14 protein-coding genes and 2 pseudogenes are annotated in these 21,863 nt (G+C 75.2%); 2 read left to right on the top strand and 14 right to left on the bottom strand.

Annotated elements, in window-relative coordinates:
• Positions 1 to 36 precede the first annotated feature (36 nt).
• Genes BUE37_RS03105 through BUE37_RS03095 form a run of 3 tightly spaced genes read right to left on the bottom strand, consistent with a single transcriptional unit; the run spans position 37 to position 3,406 of the window.
• On the bottom strand, positions 37 to 1,035 hold the full coding sequence (locus tag BUE37_RS03105) for a glycosyltransferase family 2 protein (RefSeq protein WP_083628232.1): 999 nt from the start codon (positions 1,033 to 1,035) through the stop codon (positions 37 to 39).
• Entirely contained in the window at positions 1,032 to 2,045 is a 1,014-nt protein-coding gene (locus BUE37_RS03100; RefSeq protein ID WP_073418599.1) for a glycosyltransferase, read from the bottom strand. Before BUE37_RS03100 ends, BUE37_RS03105 begins: the two co-directional genes overlap by 4 nt.
• Positions 2,042 to 3,406: a hypothetical protein gene (locus BUE37_RS03095; protein ID WP_083628230.1), complete on the bottom strand. Its 1,365-nt coding sequence runs from the start codon at positions 3,404 to 3,406 to the stop codon at positions 2,042 to 2,044. Before BUE37_RS03095 ends, BUE37_RS03100 begins: the two co-directional genes overlap by 4 nt.
• Before the next feature lie 149 nt (positions 3,407 to 3,555).
• On the opposite strand from BUE37_RS03095, the gene BUE37_RS03090 reads away from it, so the two are divergent.
• On the top strand, positions 3,556 to 4,719 hold the full coding sequence (locus tag BUE37_RS03090) for a glycosyltransferase (protein ID WP_073418598.1): 1,164 nt from the start codon (positions 3,556 to 3,558) through the stop codon (positions 4,717 to 4,719).
• On the opposite strand, the gene BUE37_RS03085 is transcribed toward BUE37_RS03090, so the two are convergent.
• From BUE37_RS03085 to BUE37_RS24950, 9 genes and pseudogenes are all read right to left on the bottom strand, one after another.
• Positions 4,700 to 5,923 carry a glycosyltransferase family 4 protein gene (locus tag BUE37_RS03085; RefSeq protein WP_073418597.1) on the bottom strand — a complete coding sequence of 408 codons (1,224 nt, stop codon included), beginning with the start codon at positions 5,921 to 5,923 and terminating at the stop codon, positions 4,700 to 4,702. The genes BUE37_RS03090 and BUE37_RS03085 overlap by 20 nt on opposite strands.
• 5 nt (positions 5,924 to 5,928) lie before the next feature.
• On the bottom strand, positions 5,929 to 7,389 hold the full coding sequence (locus BUE37_RS03080; RefSeq protein WP_217651101.1) for an oligosaccharide flippase family protein: 1,461 nt from the start codon (positions 7,387 to 7,389) through the stop codon (positions 5,929 to 5,931).
• Between the two features lie 68 nt (positions 7,390 to 7,457).
• A complete protein-coding gene (locus BUE37_RS03075; RefSeq protein WP_073418595.1) occupies positions 7,458 to 8,057 on the bottom strand; it encodes an acyltransferase in 600 nt (199 codons plus the stop codon).
• Entirely contained in the window at positions 8,050 to 9,189 is a 1,140-nt protein-coding gene (locus tag BUE37_RS03070; protein ID WP_217651100.1) for a DegT/DnrJ/EryC1/StrS family aminotransferase, read from the bottom strand. The genes BUE37_RS03075 and BUE37_RS03070 overlap by 8 nt, the downstream gene beginning before the upstream one ends.
• On the bottom strand, positions 9,186 to 9,881 hold the full coding sequence (locus BUE37_RS03065; protein WP_073418594.1) for a NeuD/PglB/VioB family sugar acetyltransferase: 696 nt from the start codon (positions 9,879 to 9,881) through the stop codon (positions 9,186 to 9,188). The genes BUE37_RS03070 and BUE37_RS03065 overlap by 4 nt, the downstream gene beginning before the upstream one ends.
• Positions 9,878 to 11,035 carry a DegT/DnrJ/EryC1/StrS family aminotransferase gene (locus BUE37_RS03060; RefSeq protein WP_217651099.1) on the bottom strand — a complete coding sequence of 386 codons (1,158 nt, stop codon included), beginning with the start codon at positions 11,033 to 11,035 and terminating at the stop codon, positions 9,878 to 9,880. Before BUE37_RS03060 ends, BUE37_RS03065 begins: the two co-directional genes overlap by 4 nt.
• A complete protein-coding gene (locus BUE37_RS03055; protein WP_073418593.1) occupies positions 11,032 to 12,030 on the bottom strand; it encodes an NAD-dependent epimerase/dehydratase family protein in 999 nt (332 codons plus the stop codon). Before BUE37_RS03055 ends, BUE37_RS03060 begins: the two co-directional genes overlap by 4 nt.
• Complete coding sequence (locus BUE37_RS24710) at positions 12,027 to 13,118, bottom strand: Gfo/Idh/MocA family protein (protein ID WP_217651098.1); 1,092 nt, start codon at positions 13,116 to 13,118, stop codon at positions 12,027 to 12,029. The genes BUE37_RS03055 and BUE37_RS24710 overlap by 4 nt, the downstream gene beginning before the upstream one ends.
• 106 nt (positions 13,119 to 13,224) lie before the next feature.
• Positions 13,225 to 13,956 (bottom strand): annotated as a pseudogene (locus BUE37_RS24950) (DUF4082 domain-containing protein); the annotation flags it as partial.
• On the opposite strand from BUE37_RS24950, the gene BUE37_RS24945 reads away from it, so the two are divergent.
• Entirely contained in the window at positions 13,865 to 14,491 is a 627-nt protein-coding gene (locus BUE37_RS24945) for a pentapeptide repeat-containing protein (protein WP_425432413.1), read from the top strand. The pseudogene BUE37_RS24950 and the gene BUE37_RS24945 overlap by 92 nt on opposite strands.
• A gap of 8 nt (positions 14,492 to 14,499) precedes the next feature.
• Here the strand turns inward: BUE37_RS24945 and BUE37_RS03045 are convergent.
• Positions 14,500 to 20,151 (bottom strand): annotated as a pseudogene (locus BUE37_RS03045) (DUF4082 domain-containing protein); the annotation flags it as partial.
• Positions 20,151 to 21,665 carry a sugar transferase gene (locus tag BUE37_RS03040; RefSeq protein WP_245794262.1) on the bottom strand — a complete coding sequence of 505 codons (1,515 nt, stop codon included), beginning with the start codon at positions 21,663 to 21,665 and terminating at the stop codon, positions 20,151 to 20,153. The pseudogene BUE37_RS03045 and the gene BUE37_RS03040, both read right to left, overlap by 1 nt.
• Positions 21,666 to 21,863: the final 198 nt, after the last annotated feature.

Here is a 21,863-nt window from a genome sequence, read left to right as displayed (position 1 = left end):
ACCGAGTCCCGGCCGCGTCCCCGGTCGTTGGGACCCTCACGTGCCGCTCCTGGCACCGGGAGCCGAGGACCACGACCGGGAGGCCCCGGGGAGGCGGTCCCGGCTCCGCGGCGACAGCAGTGCGCGGAGCGCCCGGCGGTGGCCCGGGTCCCCCAGCCGCAGGACGCAGTGCAGGAGCGAGACCCCCGCCATGGCTGCGGCAGCGGGCCGGCCGTGCCACTTGAGGGCGTAGCGGACCCGGTTGACGACCAGCAGCGCCACGAGGTCCGGGGACTGCCCCGAGCCCCCGCCCCGGTGCCGGGCGACGGCTGCCGGCGTGAACCACACGGCGAGGCCGACCTCCCGGAGACGGCGCAGGTAGTCGGTCTCCTCGGAGTAGAGGAAGAAGCGCGGGTCCCAGTGACCGACCCTGGACAGCGCCTCACCCCGGATCAGGACGACCGCGCCGGTGGCCCACTCGACGGGGTGCTCGCTCGCGTAGTCCACCGGGTCGCGCACCAGTTCGGCGGCCCAGTCGGGTCGGCTCGGCAGGAGGTCCCCCAGCAGCGCCTCCCCCAGTGCCCGCCGGACCGTCGGCTCCCGCCGCAGGGACGCGGAGCGATGCCCCTCGCCATCGAGCAACGCGGGCACCACCGCGCCCGCACCGGTGCGTTCGCCACACGCGACCAGCGTCGCCAGCGACCCCGGCGCGAGGGTGAGGTCGGGGTTGAGGACGGCGACCCACCGAGCCGGGGGCATCCGGTCCAGCGCGAGGTTGATGGCTCCTGCGTAGCCGAGGTTGGCACCGGCGCGCAGCAGGTGGGCGCCCGGCCGGCCCGCGACGACGCCGGCGACGTCGTCGTCCGAGGCGTTGTCGACGACGAGCACCTCGGCCCGCAGCCCCCCGAGGGCACCCGGGACCGAGTCGAGCAGCCCCGGCAGGTCACTGGCGCTGCGGTAGGTGACGACCACCAGGACGCAGTCGAGGCGAGGGTCGGGCGCGGAGCCCTCCGCCGCCCCGCGCGCCTGCACGGTGTGCACCACGGTCCGACTCATGGGCGCCCGCCGTCCTGTCGTCCTCCCACCGGGTCCGCGACGCCGTTCTCCCTGTTCGGGAGCCCGGCGGCCCCGTCGACCGGCAACATACGGGCGCTCGCGGACGACGTCACCGGGTTCGCGCCCGCCGTCTCCTGACTCCGGGACCGGTGGCGCACGGTCGCCGCGGCGTACTTGACGCGGTCCAGCGCCTCGCGCCCGAGGACTGCGTGCACCACCGACTTCGCGGCTGCCCGGCCGCCCTCCCTGACCGCGCGGACCGGGCCGGCGGCCAGCGCGTCGGCCGTCAGTGCCCCCCGTCCCGGGTCGGGCAGGTCCTCCGGCAACCCCGGGAAGGCGGCGGCGTGGGCGGAGGGCCGAGTGCGACGGCCTCGGACGCGGTTGCTCACGTTGCCGCCGTGGACGACCTGCAGCCAACCCGGGTCACCGCGCAGGACGACGGCGGGCATGTGGTCGGCCAACCCCGTGTGCCAGTCCGACCAGCAGGTGACCGGGGCGTCCCAGCTCTCGCGCACCGAGCAGAAGGCGTTGTACCGGTCGAGGCGTCGGTACACCCGGTCCCCGCGGACGATCAGGCCGTCGCCGACGTAGAGCGCCGCTCGTGCCGAGGGGACGGCGGCGTCCTGGATGCGGGCGACGAAGTCCCGCGCCAGTCCGTCGTCGTTGTCCAGGTTGGTGGTCAGCAGGTCACCCGGACGGTGCCCGGCCGCCGCCCGGATGTCGGCGAGGAGGTCGGCACGCGGCACCTCCTCCCGGAAGAGCGCGGTGAAGTGGCCACTGCGCCGGTGTCCGTCCACCCACTCGAGGAGCCACCGCGGGCTGGCGGGGTCCAGGTAGACCAGCCAGGAGAAGTCCTGCCGGGTCTGGGCGAGGACCGACGGCAGACAGTGCCGCTCGAAGAGCTCCACCCGGTTCCGCAGCCAGTCCTCCTGTGCCCGGACGAGGCTCTCGTGCCCCCGGGAGGGGAGGTTGAAGCGGGTCAGCAGCGCGTGCGTACCCGGCGCGGTCACGGCTGGTCCTCGGCGAGGGCCACCCGGTAGACGTGCCAGGTGTGCTCCTCAGCGAAGGTGTCCACGACGACGCCGTCGTCGATCGGCAGCGAGCGGTCCTCGAACAACACCTCGGCCGTGGTGCCCTCGACCCCCGGAGGCAGTCGGAGGGTGCGCTCCCCCGGGTCCTGGGACCCGTCGACCATCGCGAAGAGGTAGGCCGACCCGTCGTGCGCCTTGAGCATGGTGTCCAGCCCCGGGCCGGCGTCCCACTCGTAGGACTGCGTGTTGAGCACGGCGGCCAGATCCCGCACGACGCCGTTGACCTCCGCGGCGGCCGCGACCTGCTCGGCGCCGCAGAAGTCCTGCTGCACCTGGGAGAGGCGGATGAGGTTGCCGCCCTGGCAGGGACCGCTCAGGGACTGGTTGAACCAGACGATCCCCCGGGCCTCGTTGATCAGCGAGCTCATCACCGCGCCCTGCAGCTGACCGGGCTCGATCTCCGCCGTGAACGGCCCCTCCCCCGGGCCTCCGTTCAGGAGTTCGACGAACTGCCACACCGCCTGCAGCCGGCCGTCGGCGGCGTCACGCTCACGGAGCATCTCCACGACCGCGCCGTAGCTGGACGCCGTCCGGCAGGTGTCCTCACGGATCGGCTGGAGGTACACCGAGCCGCGGAAGGGCCGTAGGTCGCAGAAGGGGATCGTGTACCAGTACATGTCCACCGAGACGATGTCGCTGTAGTCGTTGACGTAGGCCTCGGCGTCGGCGTCGGACATGTCGGTGCTGACGACGGTCTGGGTGAAGTTCGCGTAGGCGGGCCGGTCCGGGGGGAGGTCCTCCCTCAGCTGCTCGAGGTGCGCTCTCCCGTCCTCGGGGGTGAACCGTCCGTCGACCTCGTCGTCGAGGAAGCTCGCCGGCCAGTTCGCACCGTCCTCGGGGAAGGACTCGTTCAGCCGTGAGCCCATCCAGAAGACGCCGTTGTCGGCGAAGAGGCTGTACGGGGTCGCGGCGTCCATCCCGATGTAGGTGTTGATGCCGACCCCGCGGTCGTACTGGACCTCCTCGTCCGAGCTGATGCCGTCGTACCAGGCGACGACCGGGAAGAAGGACGGGTCGGTCCACCCGGCGGCGACCGCGGCGGGGAACCGGGACCAGTACTCCGGGCCACCCTCCCACGGGATCCGCGGCAGGTCCAGCAGTGCGACGCCCTCCTGAGGCAGGACACCGCCCGCTCCGCCCCCGCCGGTGTCCGTGTCGCCGGTCCCGTCCGCGCTCCTCCCGGGCGGGTCGTCGTCCTGGACGACCAGCGCGACGACCAGGACGACGACCAGGACGACGACCAGCGCCGCGGCCGCCCCCGTCCACGCTCGGCGGCGCACCCGTCCCCGTGGTCGTGGCGGCTCCCCGGTCGGCGCCACCTCCGCGGGCTGCGTCCCGGTTGCTCCCGTCCGTGGTGTGCTCACGTCCCCTCCCCCTGGTGTGCGCGGCTACTGTCCAGCGCCATGCGGTCGGTCGTCCTCGTCGAGCCGTGATCCCGTCCGGATCCGTCGTCTGGTTCCCGGGCGTCGGCTGGGACGAGGTGACCGGGACCGACCGGCTCCTGGCCACGGAGGTCTCCAGGCAACGGCCGGTCCTGTGGGTCGACCCGCCCGTGCCGCTGCAGCACTGGCTGCGCACCGAGGGACTGCGTGGCCTGCTCCGGCCGGTCCGGTGCATCCGCCGTTCGCCGTCCCTGGTGACCATCCGGACCGTCGGCCCGCCGTGGCCCAACCGGCGCGCGACCTGGCGCCTGTCCTCCTGGCGTGCCGGGCGGGCGGCACGGGCCGCCCTGCGGCGCACGGGCCCCCGACCCACGGTCGAGGTCGTCGCCACCCCGCAGCCCCGTCCCCGGACGGGCGGCACGCGGGTCTACTACGCCACCGACGACTTCGCCGCCGGCGCCGCCCTCCTGCGCATCGACCCCGCCCGTCTGGCGGGATGGGAGCACCGCCAGCTCACCGACGCACGCGTCCGGCTGGCCATCTCCCCCGCGCTCGCCCGCCGCTGGTCGGAGACGGGTCACGACTCGCTCGTGCTGCCCAACGGCTGCGACCCCGGCCTGCGCCGACGCGTGGCGACGGCGTCCCGGCCCGAGGGGTTCCGGCTGAGCGGGCCCGTCGCCGGCGTGGTCGGCCAGCTCTCGCCGCGCCTGGACCTCGCCCTGCTGGAGGCGGTCGCCGACGCGGGGCTGTCGCTCCTGCTGGTCGGCCCCCTCGACCCGGCCCTCGAGCCGGCGCGGGCCGCGGCCCTCCTGGCGCGTGAGCGCGTGCAGTGGGTCGGCCGGCAGCCGGTCGAGCGCCTCCCCGGGTACCTGGCCGCCATGGACGTCGGCCTGACGCCGTACCGCCGGACCGCCTTCAACGAGGCGAGCATCCCGCTCAAGACCCTGGAGTACCTCGCCGCCGGCGTTCCGGTGGTCAGCACGCCGTTGCCGGCGTTGGACCTCCTGCCCGCGGGGCTCGTCACCACGGCCGGCACACCGGAGGCGTTCGCCGAGGCCGCGGCCCTGGCCGCGGCGGGGCCGCCCGCCGGGTGGCCCGAGCGCAGCCTCGCCTGGGCCCGCGAGAACAGCTGGGGGGCGCGGGCCGACACGCTGCTCGCCGCGGCCGACGAGCACGGCGGGCTCGCGCCGGTCAGGCCGGCTTGGCATTGAAGTCGTCCCGGGCGACGTCTCCGCGCGATCGCTGGACCCGCCGCCGGGCCTTGTGCCGCACGACCGCGGTGGTGCTGCGCGCCCCCTCGGCGAGAGTCCGGGCAACCCCGGCGCGTGCTTCGACGGCCTCGCGGTACACCTCGATCTGCAGCTCGGCGGCGCGCCCCAGTCCGAAGCGCTCCTCGACCAGCTCCCGGCCGTAGCACCCGAGGCGCTCGCGGCGCCCGGGGTCGTCGAGCAGCCCGACGAGGAGCGCCGCCAGGTGCTCGACGGCCTCCTCGGGCGCCCGGTCCGCCACCCCGTACCAGCCCTGCTCGAGGAAGGTGCCCACGCTCTCGGGGGTCAGCAGCTCGAAGAACCCACGCTCCCCCTGAACGACCAGCGGCCGGGCGAAGGCCAGCGCGCGCAGGGCCGAGCCGCCCATGCCCAGGCACACGTCCGCCGCGTCGTAGGCCCCGCGCGGGTCGTCGAGCTGCCCCGTCAGCAGGACGACCTCGCGGCCCGCGGCCCGGTTGACCTCCTCCGCGGCCGCGCGGACCTCCGGGGCGGCCGGACCGTCACCCACGACGACGAGACGGACCGCGCGGCCGCGGGCCAGCGTCGCGACGGCCCGGACGGCCGTGAGGATCCCCTCCAGCTTGAGCTCGTGCGCCAGCCGGGAGACGACGACGACCTGGGCGGTACCGGGCTCGACCGGGTGGTCGGCGCGGAATCGGTCGGCCGCGACACCGGGGCGGTTCGCGTGGGTGTCGACGGGGGGCTCGAGCAGACGGACCGGCCCACGGCGACTGCGACGGGCCTGCTCGGCCAGGCGGCGGGTGCCGACCACGAGCGGCATGGACGACGGCAGGAACGGCGGGATCGCCATCGACATGACCGTGGCGACGGCGGCCACGTGGGGCCGGAGGGCGCGCACACCGAACGCCTCGAGCGCCGGGGGCCACTCGTAGCCGTGCAGGACGTCGATGCCCCGGTCGTGGACCAGGCGGGCGAGGTCCCGCGTGACCGTCGGCGAGGGGTGGAAGGGGGCGCGCAGCGCGGGCACGTGTTCCAGGCCGAGGCTGTGGGCGTGGGCGAGCAGGTCGCCCTCAGGCGCGTAGAGCAGCACCTCGTGACCGCGCTCACGCACGGCGGCGGCGATCTCGAGCGCGTTCAACTGGCTGCCCCCGACCTCCATCGTGTGCGGGTAGACGACGACGCGCATCGGCCTCACGGACGGATCACCCCTGACGTGCCGGGGGTCTCCGCCAGCGCGAGGACCCGCTCCTGCTCCGAGGTGGCCGGCGCCGGCCGGCCGAGGTCCGCACGCAACCGCCGCACGTCCCTCCTCGACCGGTACAGCAGCAGGGCCACGGCCACGACGGCCGGAACGGCGGCGACCGCGAGCGCCAGGAGGTCGGGGCCGAGGCTCCGGGTGGCCAGCCAGGCGAGGACCCCGACGGCCAGGGCGCCTCCGACGGGTGGTGCCACCCGCCTGCCCACCGCGGAGGGGGCGATCCCCTCCCGCCGCACGGCGGTCAGGTAGACCGGTGCGACGACCAGCGCGGCGACCACCAACGCGGCCGCCGCCGCGCCCGGTGCACCGGCAGCTCGGGCACCGACCACCGTCGCCGGGACCAGCGCGGCGAGCCAGAGGACCTGGGCCGTGAACACCACGCCGGTGCGCGCCAGCACGACGAGGTGGTCGTAGTGCAGCTCGAACAGGACACGGAGCACGGCGAGTGCGGCCAGCCACGGCAGGACGTCTGCTGCCGGTACCCAGACAGCGCCGTAGACGAGCCGGACCAGCGGTTCGGCCGCGCCGCCGAGCAGGGCGCACACAGGCGCGGTCACCGCCGCCAGGAGACCGAGGGTCGTGAGGAACGTGGAGCGCATCGAGGCCGGGTCGTGCTGCAGCCGGGCCAGCGTGGCCGGTGCGACGGCGCGGACCGGTTGCGAGAAGACGGCGACCGGCCAGTTCGACAGGTTGACCGCGAGCACGTACAGGCCCAGGGGGACCGGCCCCAGCACGGCCCCCACGATCAGCCGGTCGACGTTGCCGGCGGCGAAGACCACGATGCTCGACCCGGCGAGCGGCAGGCCGAAGCGGAGCAGGGCGCGGGCACGGGCGGGGTCGAAGCCGAGCCTGAGCGCCGACGGCGCGAAGGCCGCGAGGAGCACGGCCCCGGCGACCGACCCGGTCAGCTGGCCGATCGCCAGGCTGATGGCACCCATGCCGGCCAGGGCGCAGCCGATCGAGGTGAGGGCACCCACCCAGGTGGTCACCTGGTCGGCGACGAGCTTGCGGTCCTGCCGGAACCGCCGCTGGAGAACCGCGGCGGGCGCAGCGACCAGGCCGTTGACGAACACGCAGACACAGAGCAACCGCACGGTGTCGGTGGCTGCGGGGTCACCCATCAGCGCGCTGAAGGCCGGCGCCGCGAGCCAGCATCCCGCGTAGGTCACCGCGCTGGACAGGACGGACAGCGTGGCGACGGTCGGGACGATGTCCTCCGGCTCACCGGGCCAGCGGACGATCGCCAGGCTGACACCCAGCTCGTTGAAGCTGAGGACGGCGAGCAGCGCCACCAGCGCGACGGCGAAGGTGCCGAACTCCTCGGGTCCGAGGATGCGGGCGAGGGCGATGCCGATCGCCAGGGTGCTCAGCTTGCCGATCGCGGTGCTCGCCACGCTCCAGCCGAGTGCGCGCTCCGCCCTGCCGAACAGCGGTCCTCCCTCCGCGACGCGCAGCCCCATGCTCAGGCGCCCGATGCCGTCCGGAGGGGAGCCGCTTCGTCGAGCACGCCGGCGACCGAGCGGTGGTGGGCCCGGCCGCAGGCCGGGCAGGTCAGGTCGTCGTCGAGGCGCTCGCCGCAGGAGCAGACCCAGCCGCGCACCCGGGCGGGGTTGCCGGCGACGAAGGCGTGCGCGGGGACGTCGCGGGTGACCACCGACCCGGCGGCGGCGAAGGCGTGCCGGCCGATCCGGGTGCCGCAGACGACGACGGCGCCCGCGCCGAGCGTGACGCCGTCCTCGACCACCGTGGGCAGCAGCGACTCGGCGCCCTTCTTCACGTGGGCGCGGGGCCGCAGGTCGTTGGTGAAGACGACGCCGGGCCCGAGGAAGACGTCGTCGCCGATGTCGACGCCGGCGAAGACCATCACCCCGTTCTTCACGGTGACCCGGTCGCCGAGCCGGGCGCCGCCCTCGACGTAGGCGTGGTCGCAGACGTTGCAGTCGGCGCCGACGCGGGCCCCGGGCATCACGTGCGCCCACGCCCACACCCGCGTGCCGGGCCCCACGTCGTCGCTCTCGCACAGGCCCAGCGGGTGCACCCGCACGCCGGCCGGGTCAGCCACGGCGGGCCACCGCCCCGGTGAGCACCGCGGCCACCCGCTCCTGCTGGGCGGCGGTGATGCCGGGATAGATGGGCAGCGACAGGATCTCCCCCGCCGCCCGCTCGGCCACCGGGAAGTCGCCGGCCGCGTGCCCGCCGGGCGCGAGCGCGCCGGTCAGGTGCACCGGCACGGGGTAGTGCACGCCCGCGCCGATGCCCGCGGCGTTGAGGTCGGCCAGCACGGCGTCGCGGGCCGGCACCCGCACCACGTAGAGGTGCCACACGTGCTCGTTGCCGGGCGCCACCCCGGGCAGGCGGACCCCGGGCACACCGTCGAGGAGGACCGCGTAGCGCTGCGCGGCGGCGGCGCGCTCGGCGTTCCACTCGGCCAGCCGGCGCAGCTTCGCGCGCAGCACGACCGCCTGCAGGGTGTCCAGGCGGGAGTTGAAGCCGAGCACCGGGTGCTGGTACTTCACCTCGCTGCCGTGGTTGGCCAGCAGCCGTACGGTGCGGGCGATGCCGTCGTCGTCGGTGGTCACCGCGCCCGCGTCGCCGAAGGCGCCGAGGTTCTTGCCGGGGTAGAAGCTCGTGCCCGCCGCGCTCCCCCAGCCGCCCATCGGCACGCCGCGGTGGGTGGCGCCCTGCGCCTGCGCGGCGTCCTCGACGACGACGAGGCCGTGCCGGGCGGCCACGTCGGCGATCTCCGCCATCGGCGCCATCTGGCCGAACAGGTGCACCGGCAGCACCGCGCGGACCTCGCCGGCGACGGCCTCCAGCGCGGCCGGGTCGAGCAGCAGGTGCTCGTCGTCGACGTCGACCGGCACCGGCCGCGCCCCGGCGCGCAGCACCGCCTCGGCGCTGGCGACGAAGGTGTTGGCCGGCAGCGCCACTCCGTCGCCGGCGCCGATGCCGCAGGCGCGCAGCGCGAACTCCAGCGCGTCGGTGCCGTTGCCCACGCCGACGCAGTGCACCCGGCCGGTGGCCGCCGCGAACTCCTCCTCGAAGGCGCCGACGTCGGGGCCGCCGATGAACGCGGTGGTGGCCAGCACGCGGGCGAACCCCTCGGCCACCTCGCCGGCGACGCGGTCGCGCTGCACGCCGAGGTCGACCAGCGGCACGGGACCGGTGGTCAGGGAGCTGTCGAGCGTCGTCACAGGGAGGCCTCCACGAGCGCTGCCGGGGACGGGGTGAGGGGGCGGGCCGGGTTGCCGGCCCAGGTCTGGCCGGGCGGCACGTCGCGGACGACGACGCTGCCCATGCCGACGAGCGCGCCGGCGCCGATCCGCCGGTGCTCGCGGACCAGGGCGCCGGAGCCGAGGTAGGCGGCCGCGCCGACGCTGACGCCGCCGGCCAGCCGCACGCCCGCGCCGAAGGTGGCCGCGTCGGCGACCTCGTCGTCGTGGGTGAGCACGACGTGCGGCATCGCGTACACGTGGCGGCCGACGGTGACCGCCACGGTGAGCACGACGCCGGCGTGCAGCACGCTGCCGGCCCCGACCGTGCTGTCCGGCGAGACGGCGGCCAGCGGGTGGACGACGGTGGCCCAGGCGTCGTCGGGCAGGCCGAGCCGCGCGGTGAGCCGCGCCCGGGAGCCGGGGTCGCGGGGCGAGCCGACGCAGGCGAGCAGCAGCGCCCCGCGGCCGGCGTGCTCCGCGGCTGCGGCGGTCGGCCCGAGGACCGGGACGCCGTCGACGGAGGTGCCCGCCCGCGCCGGGTCGTCGTCGAGCAGGCCGGTGACGGCGACCGGCTCCCCCGCCGCGTCCGGGCAGGCGCGCAGCAGCTGCACGACCTCGCGCGCGGAGCCGCCGGCGCCGAGGACGACCAACGGCCGCGGGGCGCCGCTCACGGCACCAGCGCCGCGCGCAGGGCGTCGACGACGCGGTCCTGCTCGCCCTCGGTCATCTGGTGGAACAGCGGCAGCACCAGGCTGTCGGCGGTGAGCCGCTCGGTGGCCGGCAGCGACACCCGCGGCCGGTCGGCGTAGGCGGGCTCGAGGTGGGCGGCCATGATCCCCCGGCGGCCCGACACCCCGGCCGCGCTCATCCGCGCCAGCACGGCGTCGCGGCCGACGGGGGCGTCCTCGGGCAGCAGCAGCCAGCAGGACTGCACGTTCGTCGTCCCCCACGACGGGTCGTCCACCAGCCGCAGGCCCGGCAGGTCGGCGAGCAGCGCGCGGTAGCGGGCGGCGAGCTCCCGGCGGCGCGCGACCATCGCGTCGAGCCGGGTCAGCTGCACCAGCCCGATCGCGGCCTGGACGTCGGTCATGCGGAAGTTGAAGCCGGGCTCCAGGTACTGCTCGGGGGCGACGCTGCCGCTGGCGTGCCGGTCAGCGGCGCTGACGCTCATGCCGTGCTCGCGCAGCCGGCGGGCGCGGGCGGCGACGTCGGCCGAGGGGGTCACGAGCATCCCGCCCTCGCCGGTGGTGACGAGCTTGCGCGGGTGGAAGGAGAACGCCGCCAGCTGCGCCCCGGCGCCGACCGGGCGGCCGAACAGGGTGCTGCCGATGGCGCACGCGGCGTCCTCCACGACGGGGATGCCGCGGGGCTCGAGCAACGCCCCGAGCGCGGCGGTGTCTGCGGGGACCCCGGCCTGGTGGACCACGACCACCGCCCGGGTACGCGGGGTCAGCGCCGCCTCGACCGTGCCGGGCGTGAGGTTGCCCGTGACCAGGTCGACGTCGGCGAACACCGGCTGCGCGCCGACGTGCCGGACGGCGTTGGCGGTGGCGATGAAGGAGAACGACGGGACGACGACGTCGTCACCCGGGCCCACGCCGAGCAGGTGCAGCGCCAGGTGCAGCGCCGTCGTGCAGTTGGAGACGGCGACCGCCTCGGCCGCACCCACCCGGCGGGCGAACGCCTCCTCGAAGGCGCGCACCCGCGGGCCCTGCGCGACCCAGCCGGAGGCGACGGCCTCCGCGGCGGCCGCGGCCTCCTCCTCCCCCAGCCACGGCTTCATGACCGGGATGACCGGGAGGGCCGGCGCGTCGAGAGCGGTCACGCCGGCGCCTCCTGCCCGAGCCGCTGCTCCGCGCGCCACCACTCGACGAGCCCGCGCAGGCCCTCGTCGAGACCGATCCGGGCGGTCCAGCCCAGCTGCTCGCGGGCCGCGCTGACGTCGGCCAGCCGGCGGGTCACCGCATTGACCTTCCGCGCCTCGCCGTGCACGGGCGCCAGGTCCGACCCCATGGCCGCGAGCAGCCGGTCGGCGAGCTCGCGCAGGCTGGTCTCGGTGCCCGAGGCGATGTTGAACACGGTGTCGGTGACGTCGGCCTGCGCGGCCAGCAGGTTCGCGCGGGCGATGTCCTCGACGTGGACGAAGTCCATGGTCTGCAGGCCGTCACCGAGGATGAGCGGCGGCTCGCCGGCGTCGATGCGCTCCATCCAGCGGATGAGCACCTCGGTGTAGACGCCCCAGACGTCCATCCGCGGGCCGTAGACGTTGAAGTAGCGCAGCGCGACCGAGTCGAGGTCGTACATGGCCTTGAAGCTGCGCAGCATGCCCTCGTTGAAGGCCTTCGCCGCCCCGTAGAAGGTGTCGTTGTTGTACGGGTGGTGCCGCTCGGTGGTGGGGAACTCCTCCGCGAGGCCGTAGACCGACGCCGACGAGGAGGCGACCACCTTCGCGACGCCGTGCTCGGCGGCCGCCTCGAGGACCGTGAACGTGCCGTCGACGAGCGACTCCAGCGCCAGCCGGGGCTGCTCGGCGCACTGGGTGATGCGCAGCGCGGCCAGGTGGAAGACCAGGTCCCTCCCGCGGGTCAGCTCGTGCACCAGGGCGACGTCGCGGATGTCGCCCTCGACCACCCGGACGACGTCGCCGCCGCGCCGGAGCGCCCGGTCGAGGTTGGCCAGCCGCCCGCGCACGAGGTTGTCGAGGACCACGACCTCGGCGGCGCCCGCGTCGACGAGCTGGTCGACGACGTGCGAGCCGATCGTGCCCGCGCCGCCGGTGACCAGCACCCGGCTGCTGGCGAGCTCCACCGCGGCGCTCACGCCGGCACCGCCACGGTGCTCGTCTCGGTGGCGACCTGCTCGACCGGGACCGCGACGCCGCCGGCGCGCAGGCTCGCGCTGGCCGCCTCGAGCATCGCCAGCACCCGCAGGCCCGACCGCCCGTCGGTGAGCGGCGGCCGCCCCTCGGTGATCGCCGCCGCGAACTCGCCCATCATCGTGCGCAGTGCCTCTCTCTCGGGGAGGGCCGGGGCGACCATGTCCCCGATCCGGTAGGACACCCGCGTCTGGTTGCGGGCCTCGACGCCCAGCTCGGCGGGGTCGCGGGTCTCGATCGAGCGGTCGTAGACCGCCACCCGCTGCGTGGGGTTGAGGTCGTCCCAGACGACGGTGCGGCGCGAGCCGCCGACGATCGTGGTGCGCACCTTGGTCGGCGACAGCCAGTTGACGTGCACGTGCGCCAGCGCGCCGGAGCTCAGCTCGATCGACAGGTGGGCCACGCAGACCTGCCCGCAGCCGAGCGGGTCGGCGCCGTGCGCGGCCACGCTCACCGGTGTGACGCCGTCGGGCAGCAGCGAGTCGAGGATCGACAGGTCGTGCGGCGCGAGGTCCCAGACGACGTCGACGTCGGCCTGCACCAGGCCCAGGTTGATCCGCACCGAGTCCAGGTACTGCAGCGTGCCCAGCTCGCCGCCGCGGACGAGGTCCCGCAGGTGCGAGACAGCGGGCGTGTAGCAGTAGGTGTGGTCCAGCATGAGGACCAGCCCGGCGTCCTCGGCGGTGCGCACCAGCTTCGCGCCGTCCTCGAGGCTGGCCGCGAGCGGCTTCTCGACCAGCACGTGTTTGCCCGCCGACAGCGCCGCCATCGCGATGCCGGCGTGGGTGGCGGCCGGGGTGGCGACGGCGACCGCCCCCACCGCCGGGTCGGCCAGCACCGCGCCGAGGTCGTCGGTGACCCGGACCGTGCTGTAGCCGCCGAGCACCGCGCGGGCCCGGGCGACGTCGAGGTCGCAGAGGTACTCCAGGCGCAGGCCCGGGGTCGCCTGGGCGTTGCGCACCAGGTTGGGCCCCCAGTAGCCGGCGCCGACGACGGCGATCCCGACGGGTGCGGTGCCGATGGCTTCGCTCACTGCTCTCTCCCCGTGTCGTTCCTCGACCGGTCGCGCGCCGCGCCAGTCTGGTGTGCTCCCGGCCCCCGCGGGGGGCCTCTCGTCGCGCCTCTCCAGGTCCGCCCGATCAGGTGGTGAACGTCCAAGTCACGGGACCGGCGAGGGTGTTGCCGGCCGCATCCCGGGCGGCACTCACCGTCACCGTCCAGGTGGTCCCCGGCGCGAGTGCCTGCGCCGGCTCGAGCCGGGCGACGAGGGTGCGCGGGTCCCATCCGAGCGCGGCGGGGACCTCGGTCCCGTCCGGCCCGGCGAGGGTCATCCGCACGTCCTCGACCGGCTCGCTGAACAGCGCCGTCGCCTGCGGGCCGGTGGCGGTCACCGCGGGCCGCGCGGTGTCGGTCGCCGCGCCGGGCGGCTCGACCGTGCTGACGACGACGTCCACCCAGAAGGCCGCCGCGTCCGCCGGCTCGGCGGGGAATGCCCCGGCGGGCCCCCGCACGCCGTTGGGCGCGGACGCCCGATCCGCCGGCGCGGTGAGCGGCCCGCTGGTGCGGTCGGTGGCCGCCCCGCCGGCCGTCTCCGTCCACCGGCCCTCCGGCGCGGTGTGGCTGACGACGTACTCCTCGCCGGCCCGCAGCGCGACCGGCTGCCCGAGGACGGCGGTCTGCCAGCCGGGCTCCGTCGGGTCCGCGAACCGTACCGAGGCCAGGCGCTGCCCGTCGGCGGTCCAGAGGCTGCCGACGGGCGTCCCGGTCGCGCCGGCGCCCGTGGCGACGCGCAGCGCGGTCACCCAGACGTCGGCCGCGGTGGTGAACCGCGTGCCGAGCTCGGCCGGCGCCGTGTCGTCGACCGCCCGCTCGGGCGGCACGTCCGCCTCGGTGTACAGCGAGACCGGCGCGGGAGCCGGCGCCTCCCCGGCGGGCGGTGTCGACGACGGCGTCTGGGTCGGCGGTGCCGTGCTCGACGGTGCCGTGCTCGACGGTGCCGTGCTCGACGGTGCGGAGGTCCCCGGTGCCGAGGTCTCCGGCGCGGTGCTCGAGGGTGCAGAGGTCTCCGGAGCCGAGGTCTCCGGTGCGGTGTTCGACGGTGCCGAGGTCTCCGGTGCCGAGGACGACGGAGCCGAGGTCTCCGGTGCCGAGGACGACGGAGCCGAGGACGACGGAGCCGAGGACGACGGAGCCGAGGACGACGGAGCCGAGGACGACGGAGCCGAGGACGACGGAGCCGAGGACGACGGCGCCTCTCCCGTCGTCGGCGCGGACTCCGCCGGGGCCGGACCGGCGACCGGCGGTGCCGCCTCCGTGGTGGGGACGGGCACGGCCTCCGCCGTGGGGGCGGCCGCTGCCGTGACCACGGGCGCCGTCTGTGGCACGAAGACGACGTCGACGCCGTAGTCGGTGTTCGAGCCGCGGGTCGGCCACGCCGAGGCCCCGTAGACGTAGACGCCGTTGGGCTCCGTGGCGGTCGCCTGCGGCGCGTGCAGGGGCCCCCGGTCGACGCCGGCGAACTCGAACGCACCGCGCGTGTAGCCGTAGTGCCCGGTGTCGGTGTGGTAGCTGGCCGTGTACGTCACCCCCGGCGAGACCTCCACGGGTGTGTCGAACAGGACCGTCTGCCAGCCGCTCGCGGTCTCGTCCACGAAGGTGGCCTGCGCCAGCCGCCTCCCGTCCGGCGCCCACAGGCTGCCGGTGTGCGTGCCGGTGTTGCCCGCTGCCTTGTGGAAGCGGACGCCGGTGACGACACCGCCCGTGTCGGTCGAGAACCGCACACCCAGTTCGACGGCGGCGGAGTCACCGTCCGCGACGGCCGCGGGGGCGGAGCCGTCCGCGAACAGCGTGCACGGGCACTCGCCCACGGCCGGCGTCCCGTCCGCCCCGGTCGTGTAGCGCCAGGTCACCGGCGCCGGCACGGCGTTGCCCGCCGTGTCGGCCACGACGAGGCTCGCGGTGTACGTCGTCCCGGGCTCCAGCGCCGCCGTCGGGGTGGCGGTCACCGTCGTGCCCGTGGCGTCCAGGCCGGCGATCACGGGCACGGCCCCTGCAGGCCCGGTCAGGGTGAAGCGGACCGACGACGCCGCCAGCGGCTCGGAGAACGCCGCACTCACCGGCGCCGTCCTGCTCACGCCCTGGTCCCCGTCGGCCGGGGTGGTCCGCACCGTCTGCGGCGGCGTCGTGTCCGCGCCCGGTGGCGGCGACGGGGTGCCGGCCCCGTCCGTCACGAAGACGACGTCGACGCCGTAGTCGGTGTTCGAGCCCCGGGTCGGCCATGCGGAGGCCCCGTAGACGTACACGCCGTTCGGCTCCGTCGCGGTCGCGCGCGGCGCGTGCAGCGGCCCACGGTCCACGCCGGTGAACTCGAACGCCCCGCGCGTGTGGCTGTAGTGCCCGGTGTCGGTGTGGTAGCTCGCCGTGTAGGTCACCCCCGGCGAGACCTCCACCGGCGTCTCGAAGAGCACCTGCTGCCAGCCGCCACTCGTCTCACCGATGAAGGTGGCCTGTGCCAGCCGCCCGCCGTCCGGGCCCCACAGGCTGCCGGTGTGCGTGCCCGTGTTGCCCGGGCCCTTGTAGAACCGCACGCCGGTCACGGACCCCGGGGTGTCGACGCTGAACCGCACGCCCAGTTCGATCGGCTCGCTGTCGCCGTCGGCCACGACCGCCGGAACGGCGCTGTCGGGGAACAGCGTGCAGGGACACCCGGCGGTCTGGCCGGCCGCGGTCGTGAACGAGGTCGTCACGGGCGCCGCCATGGCGTTGCCGCTCAGGTCCCGCGTCCCCTCGACCGTCGCGGTCACGGCGGTCCCCGGTGGGAACGGGGCGTCGGGCGTGAACACGACCGTGCGGGAACCGAAGCCGCTCACCGTCCCGGTCACGGGACCGCCCTGGGCCGTGCTGACCCGGACGGTGGCCGTGCCGGCCTGGACCGCCTCGTCGAAGGTGAACTGCACCGGCGAGGTGACCGGCACGCTGGACCAGCCGTCCCCAGGCGAGGTCGCGGTCACCGACGGGGGCGTGTTGTCGGCGGGCGCGACGGTCTCGAACACGGCGTCGACCCAGTAGTTCGAGCCACGGTGCGAGCTCGTCGGGAAGGCCGGGACCGGCCCGTACGCGTAGACCCCGTTGGGACCGTCCACGCCGTCCCGCAGACCGTGCACCGGCGCGTTGTCCCGGCCGCGGTCGGTGAAGGCACCGACGTCGGCGGCGTAGTGCCCGGACGGTGCGTGGTAGGAGACGACGTAGGTGGTGCCGGCCGTCACCTCGACCGGGTTGGCGAAGCGCAGCTGCTGCCAGCCCGATGCGGTCTCGGCGTCGAAGGTGCCACGCGCGAGGACCTGACCGTCGGCGCTCCACAGCGTGCCGGTGTGGGTGCCGGTGTTGCCCGTGCCCTTGTAGAAGCGGACGCCGGTCACCCAGCCGTCCACGTCGAAGCGCAGCCGGGTGCCGAGTTCCACCGAGCGGCCGTCGTCGGTCGCCGGGTTGCCGGGCACCGCGTCGCTGAAGAGCGTGCAGGGACAGGCCCCGACACCCGAGGTGGTGAACGACCACGTCCGTGGCGCGGACATGGCGTTGCCCGAGGTGTCCCGCACCCCGGACACCGTCGCGCTGTAGCCGGTGGCGGCCGTCAGGGGCTCCGACGGCGAGAACCGGACCGTGCGGGTCTCCGGGTCGTAGGCCGTCGTCCCGGGGACGGCCGCCCCCGCGCCGGAGGACACGGCCACGGTGACCGACGTCGGGTCCACCTGCTCGCTGAAGGTGGCGGACACGACGACGTCGACGGGGACGCTCGTGCTGCCCGCGCCGGGTGCCGTCCCGGTGACCGTCGGCGGCAGGGTGTCCGGCGCCGGGCGGAAGACGACGTCGACCCAGTAGTTGGCGGAGCCGGGCCGCGTGGGGAAGGCCCTGGCGCCGTAGACGTACACGCCGTTGGGACCGTCCTCGCCGTCGGCCAGTGCGGTGAGCGGACTGCGGACGACGGCCTGCGAGAGGCCGCCGGCCGTGGCGGAGTAGTAGCCGGCGTCCGTGTGGTACGAGACGACGTAGGTGGTCCCGGCCGTGACCTCGACGGGCCGGTCGAACGCGACCTCCTGCCAGCCGGTGGCCGACTCGGCGCCGAAGGTCGCGCGGGCGAGCTCCCGGCCGTCCGCCGACCACAACGTGCCGACGTGCGTCCCGGTGTTCTGCGGACCCTTGTAGAACCGGACGCCGGTCACGGTCCCGTCCGTGTCGGGGCGGAACCGCATGCCGAGCTCGACGGCCGCGGGGTCGGCCACGCTGACCACTGCCGGGACGGCCGAGTCGTCCCAGACGCTGCAGGGGCACACGCCCGGTGTGGCCGGTGGCCGGGCGGTCGTGAAGGACCAGCTCACCGGGGCGGCCATGGGGTTGCCGGCTGGGTCCGTGGCGGCCGAGACGGTCACCGTGAACCGCGTCGCGGCCGCCAGCTGCTCCGTGGGACGGAACGTGGCCGTGCGCGTCCCCGGGTCGTAGGTGGTGGTGCCCGCGACGGGGGAACCCGCGGCACCGGTGACGCCCATGCGGATGCTGGTCGCCTCGACCGGCTCGTCGAACACCGCGGTGACGGCGGACGTCTGCGGCACGCTGCTGCTGCCGTCGATCGGGCTCCCTGGGGCCACGCCGGGTGCGGTGGTGTCCGGGGGCGCGGTGGCCTGGAAGACGACGTCGACCCAGTAGTTGGCGCCCTGGAAGGTGCGCTCCGGGAATCCGGGTCCGTCCGTCCGGTACACGCCGTTCGGTCCGGCGGCGCCGTCGCGCAGGGCGGTCAGCGGCTCGTTGGTGGTCGGCGCCGCGGAGAAGTAGCCGGCGTCGGCGGCGTAGTGGCCGTTCGGGGCGAAGTAGGAGACGACGTAGGTCGTCCCGGCGGTCACGGCCACCGGTGTCTTGAGCGCGAGCGTCTGCCAGCCGGTGGCGGTCTCGCCGGCGAAGGTGCCGCTGGCCAGGGGCCGCCCGTCGTCGGTCCAGAGGGTGCCCGTGTGGGTCCCCGTGTTCCCGACGCCCTTGTAGAAGCGGATCCCGGTGACGTACCCGGCCACCTGGGACTGCCAGCGCACGCCGACCTCGATCGGCGTCGCGTCGCCCGAGTCCGGCGTCCCCGGGACCGCGGAGTCCGGCCAGATCGAGCAGGGGCAGGTCCGCTGACCGACGGAGCTGTCCAGTGCGACCGGCGCGGACAGCCGGGCGCTGTCGTCCACCGCCCGTGCCCGGACGGACAACGGCCCGGACACCGTGGGCGTGTACGTGTAGGACCACTCGCCGCGGCCCTGCGCCGGGTGCCAGGTGGCGCCGCCGTCGACGGACACCTCGACCCCGGAGACGACGCCGCCCGCGTCCGTGGCGGTGCCGCGGACGGTGACGGGGGATCCCACGCTGACGGTGTCCCCCGCCGCGGGCGCGGTGATCTCGACCTGCGGAGGAGTCGTGTCGGTGCTGGCGGCGGCCGCCTGCAGGTCGGCCTGCAGCGTGGCCGGCTGGACGCCCATGTCGGCGAAGAGGTTGACCGTGGCCTGCCGCATCGGGGTGTTCGCGACGGCCGGGCCGCCGCCGGCGCGCTCGTCGTCCAGGCCCCACGACCACTGCACGGTGCCCGCGCCGAAGACGAGCGCCCCGCTCGCCTGGTCGCGGTAGAGGGTGAGGTTGTGCGTCGCCCTGCCCGGGGCGTAACGCACCCCGAAGTCGTCCTGCAGGACGTCGGGCTCGGCGATGTCGACCACCGTGTGGGACAGGTGGGCGATCCCCGCCGGCCGGAAGCCGTTGTCGACGTCGGAGTCCCACTCGTACCCCAGGGTGCCGGGTCCGAAGGTGTGGGTGGAGCCGGCGGCCTGGCCGGCCACGGCGGTGTTGCGCCACAACCGCGCCTGCCCGTACTCGGCGGGGACGGCGAGGGAGTCCGCACGGTTCCCGGCGCCGTTGCCGTTCACCGAGAACTGCTGGCCGATGAGCGCGTTCTCCGGCGTGACCCCCGGCTGCCGGAACCGCGGGTCGCGCCAGGTGCCGGTCCAGTCGCCGGACGGGTCGGTCTGCCTGCCGTCGAGGCTGGACTTGTAGACGATCAACGAGCGGTGGCCGGTGCCCGAGCCGTCGATCGACGGGCCCCAGCGGAACCGCCACCACATCTCGTTGCCGCTGAAGAACGCCAGGTGGACGCCGGCGGCCTTGGCCCGCTCGACCGCGGCCCGCTGCGGACCCGTCCAGTACTCGTCGTGGCCGACCGACAGGAACAGCCGGTGGTTGGTGAGGAGGTCGCCGCGGCGGTCGGTGTCGACCCCGGCGATGTAGGAGACGTCGTAGCCGTTGCGCTCGAGGAACCGGATCATCGGGTACTCGGCGTAGGCCACCTGGCCGGCGGACTCGCCCGCGGTCAGCGGGCGGTTGTAGCTGACCGCGTAGGCACGGCCGGCGCCTCCGGGGCCGTCGCCGTAGTAGGTGCTGGCCCCGCCCCAGGCGTTGTAGGCGGCCCACGTGGTGTCCGACGTCTGGAAGACGACGTCCGAGCGGCTGGCGTCGTCGCGGACGACGAAGGTGACCTGGTTCTCCGCGCCGGTGTCGTTGCGGTGCAGCACCGCGACGTGGACACCCGAGACCGCGGTCGTGGGCACCGTCCAGCTCGCCGAGACCGCCCAGTTGCCGCAGTCGACCATCCCGGTGGCCGCCTCGCGCAGGCAGTCCGGCTGCCGTTGCGGGAGCGTGGCGCTCGGGCGCACCGAGGAGACGAGGCGGCCCCCCGCCCCGCCGTACCAGCCCAACCGGTAGACGTCGATGCGGTAGTCGGACGAGTCCGTGCGGACCTTGAACTCGACGCGGTCCCCGAGGTCGGCGCTGATGTCGGTGGTGAATCCCTCGATGCTGCTGTCCGGGGTGACCACCCAGTCGCCCGAACCGGGCTTGCTGTTCTCGCAGACCACCGGGTTGACGACCGGCGCGCAGGGGTCGGCGGCGAGGGCGCGGGTCGGCACGGTGGCCAGGCCGACCGTGGCGAGGACGAGGGCGACCAGGACCAGCCCGAGCCGGGAGGGGACGGAACGAGCGCGCGATCGATCCATCAGTACGCCCCCAGCGGCCGGGCCACGGCCCGGAAGGTCTTCCAGATGATCTGCAGGTCCAGTGCCAGGGACCAGTTCTCGACGTAGCGCAGGTCCAGCCGCACGGCCTCGTCCCACGAGAGGTCGCTGCGGCCCGACACCTGCCACAGCCCGGTCAGCCCCGGCTTCACCAGCAGCCGCCGGGCGACCGAGTCGTCGTAGAGGGCCACCTCGTCCGGCAGCGGGGGCCGCGGCCCGACCAGCGACATGTGCCCCAGCAGCACGTCGACGAACTGCGGCAGCTCGTCGATCGAGTGGCGGCGCAGCACCCGCCCGACCCGGGTGATCCGCGGGTCGTCGGCGACCTTGAACATCGGCCCGTCGCCGCAGCGGTTGCGGTCGGCCAGCTCGCCTCGGCGCTGCTCGGCGTCGGCCACCATCGTGCGGAACTTCAGCATCGGGAAGGTGCGCCCGTCCCGGCCGACCCGCACCTGGCGGAACAGCACCGGACCGGGGCTGTCCAGCCGGATGGCGACCGCCGCCGCGAGCAGCACGGGCAGCACCAGGACGAGGGCGACGGCGGCGCCCGAGCGGTCGATCAGCTCCTTGACCAACCGTTTGGGGCCGGTGAACACCGGCTCCTCGACGTGCACGAGAGGCAGTCCGATGAAGGGGCGCACGTGCATCCGCGGGCCCGCGACCTCCATGAGGCCGGGCGCCACGAGCAGCTCGATGCCGCTGCCCTCGAGCTCCCAGGACAGACGCCGGAGGTAGACCGCCGCCGTCTCGCTGGAGCTGGTGACCGCGACGGCGTCGACGTCGAGCCGGCGGGCGACCTCGGCCGCCGACCGCAGGTCCCCCTCGACAGGGACCCCGGTGTCGACCAGCGCACCGGTCGGCGAGCGGTCGGGGACGCAGGCCGCGACGACGGCCATGCCGCAGTGGCTGTCGTGGTCGAGCTGCCGCACGAGGTCGGCGACGGCGTTCGACCGGCCGACGGCGACGACGGTGCGCAGGCAGCGGCCACCGGCCCTCAGCCGGTGCACGACCCGTCGCAGCACGTGCCGGCCGACCGCGCTGAGGACGACCGCGCCCGGCAGGGCCACGACGACCAGCCCGCGGGAGAGCTGCAGCGCGAAGGCGTAGGAGACGACCGCGATGAGCGCCAGGCAGCCCACGCCGGCCCGGATCACCGCCCGGTACTCCTCCGTGCCGGTGCCGAGGTGCGCGGCACGGTGCCCGCCCGCCAGCATCACCACGGCCACCCAGACCACGGGGAAGACCCCGGTGACCAGGAGCGTCGTCGAGGGGACGACCTCCGTGCCGAAGCGCAGCACCTGCGCGGTCGCCCCGGCGAGCGCGGCGGCGAGCACGTCGGAGACGACGGTTGCCCGCCGGTACCGGCGCAGCCAGCCGGGAGCCGGCCGGCGCCCGCCGCTGTCGTCCTGCTCCTGCCGCCGCACGCGGTCGGCGTGGATCCGGAGGCCGGCGCCGGCGGCACCGGAGCGGTCCTGCTCGCGGGAGTCGTGGAGCACGGTGACCGCCCCCTGTCTGCTCAGGTCGGCAGGGGACGACGACGCGCCATCCCCGTTCCTCCCGCGTACGGACAGCGACCGTGTGGTCGGGTCCGCTCACCGAAGCGCGGCACAAGCAACCAGAGACGGGTGACGCAGCGCAACCCCTCTGCGCGCCGAATCTGCTGGTCAGGACCTAGGTCCCTCCTGCCGCGTCGC

Source organism: Geodermatophilus nigrescens, from assembly GCF_900129495.1.
GTDB classification, from domain to species: Bacteria; Actinomycetota; Actinomycetes; order Mycobacteriales; family Geodermatophilaceae; genus Geodermatophilus; species Geodermatophilus nigrescens.
This window is presented reverse-complemented; position numbering and strand designations above follow the sequence as displayed.

Bases quoted from the DNA above. Each gene is read 5' to 3' on its own strand.
- BUE37_RS03105 (WP_083628232.1), bottom strand. From the start codon at position 1,035: ATGAGTCGGACCGTGGTGCACACCGTGCAGGCGCGCGGGGCGGCGGAG.
- BUE37_RS03085 (WP_073418597.1), bottom strand. From the start codon at position 5,923: ATGCGCGTCGTCGTCTACCCGCACACGATGGAGGTCGGGGGCAGCCAG.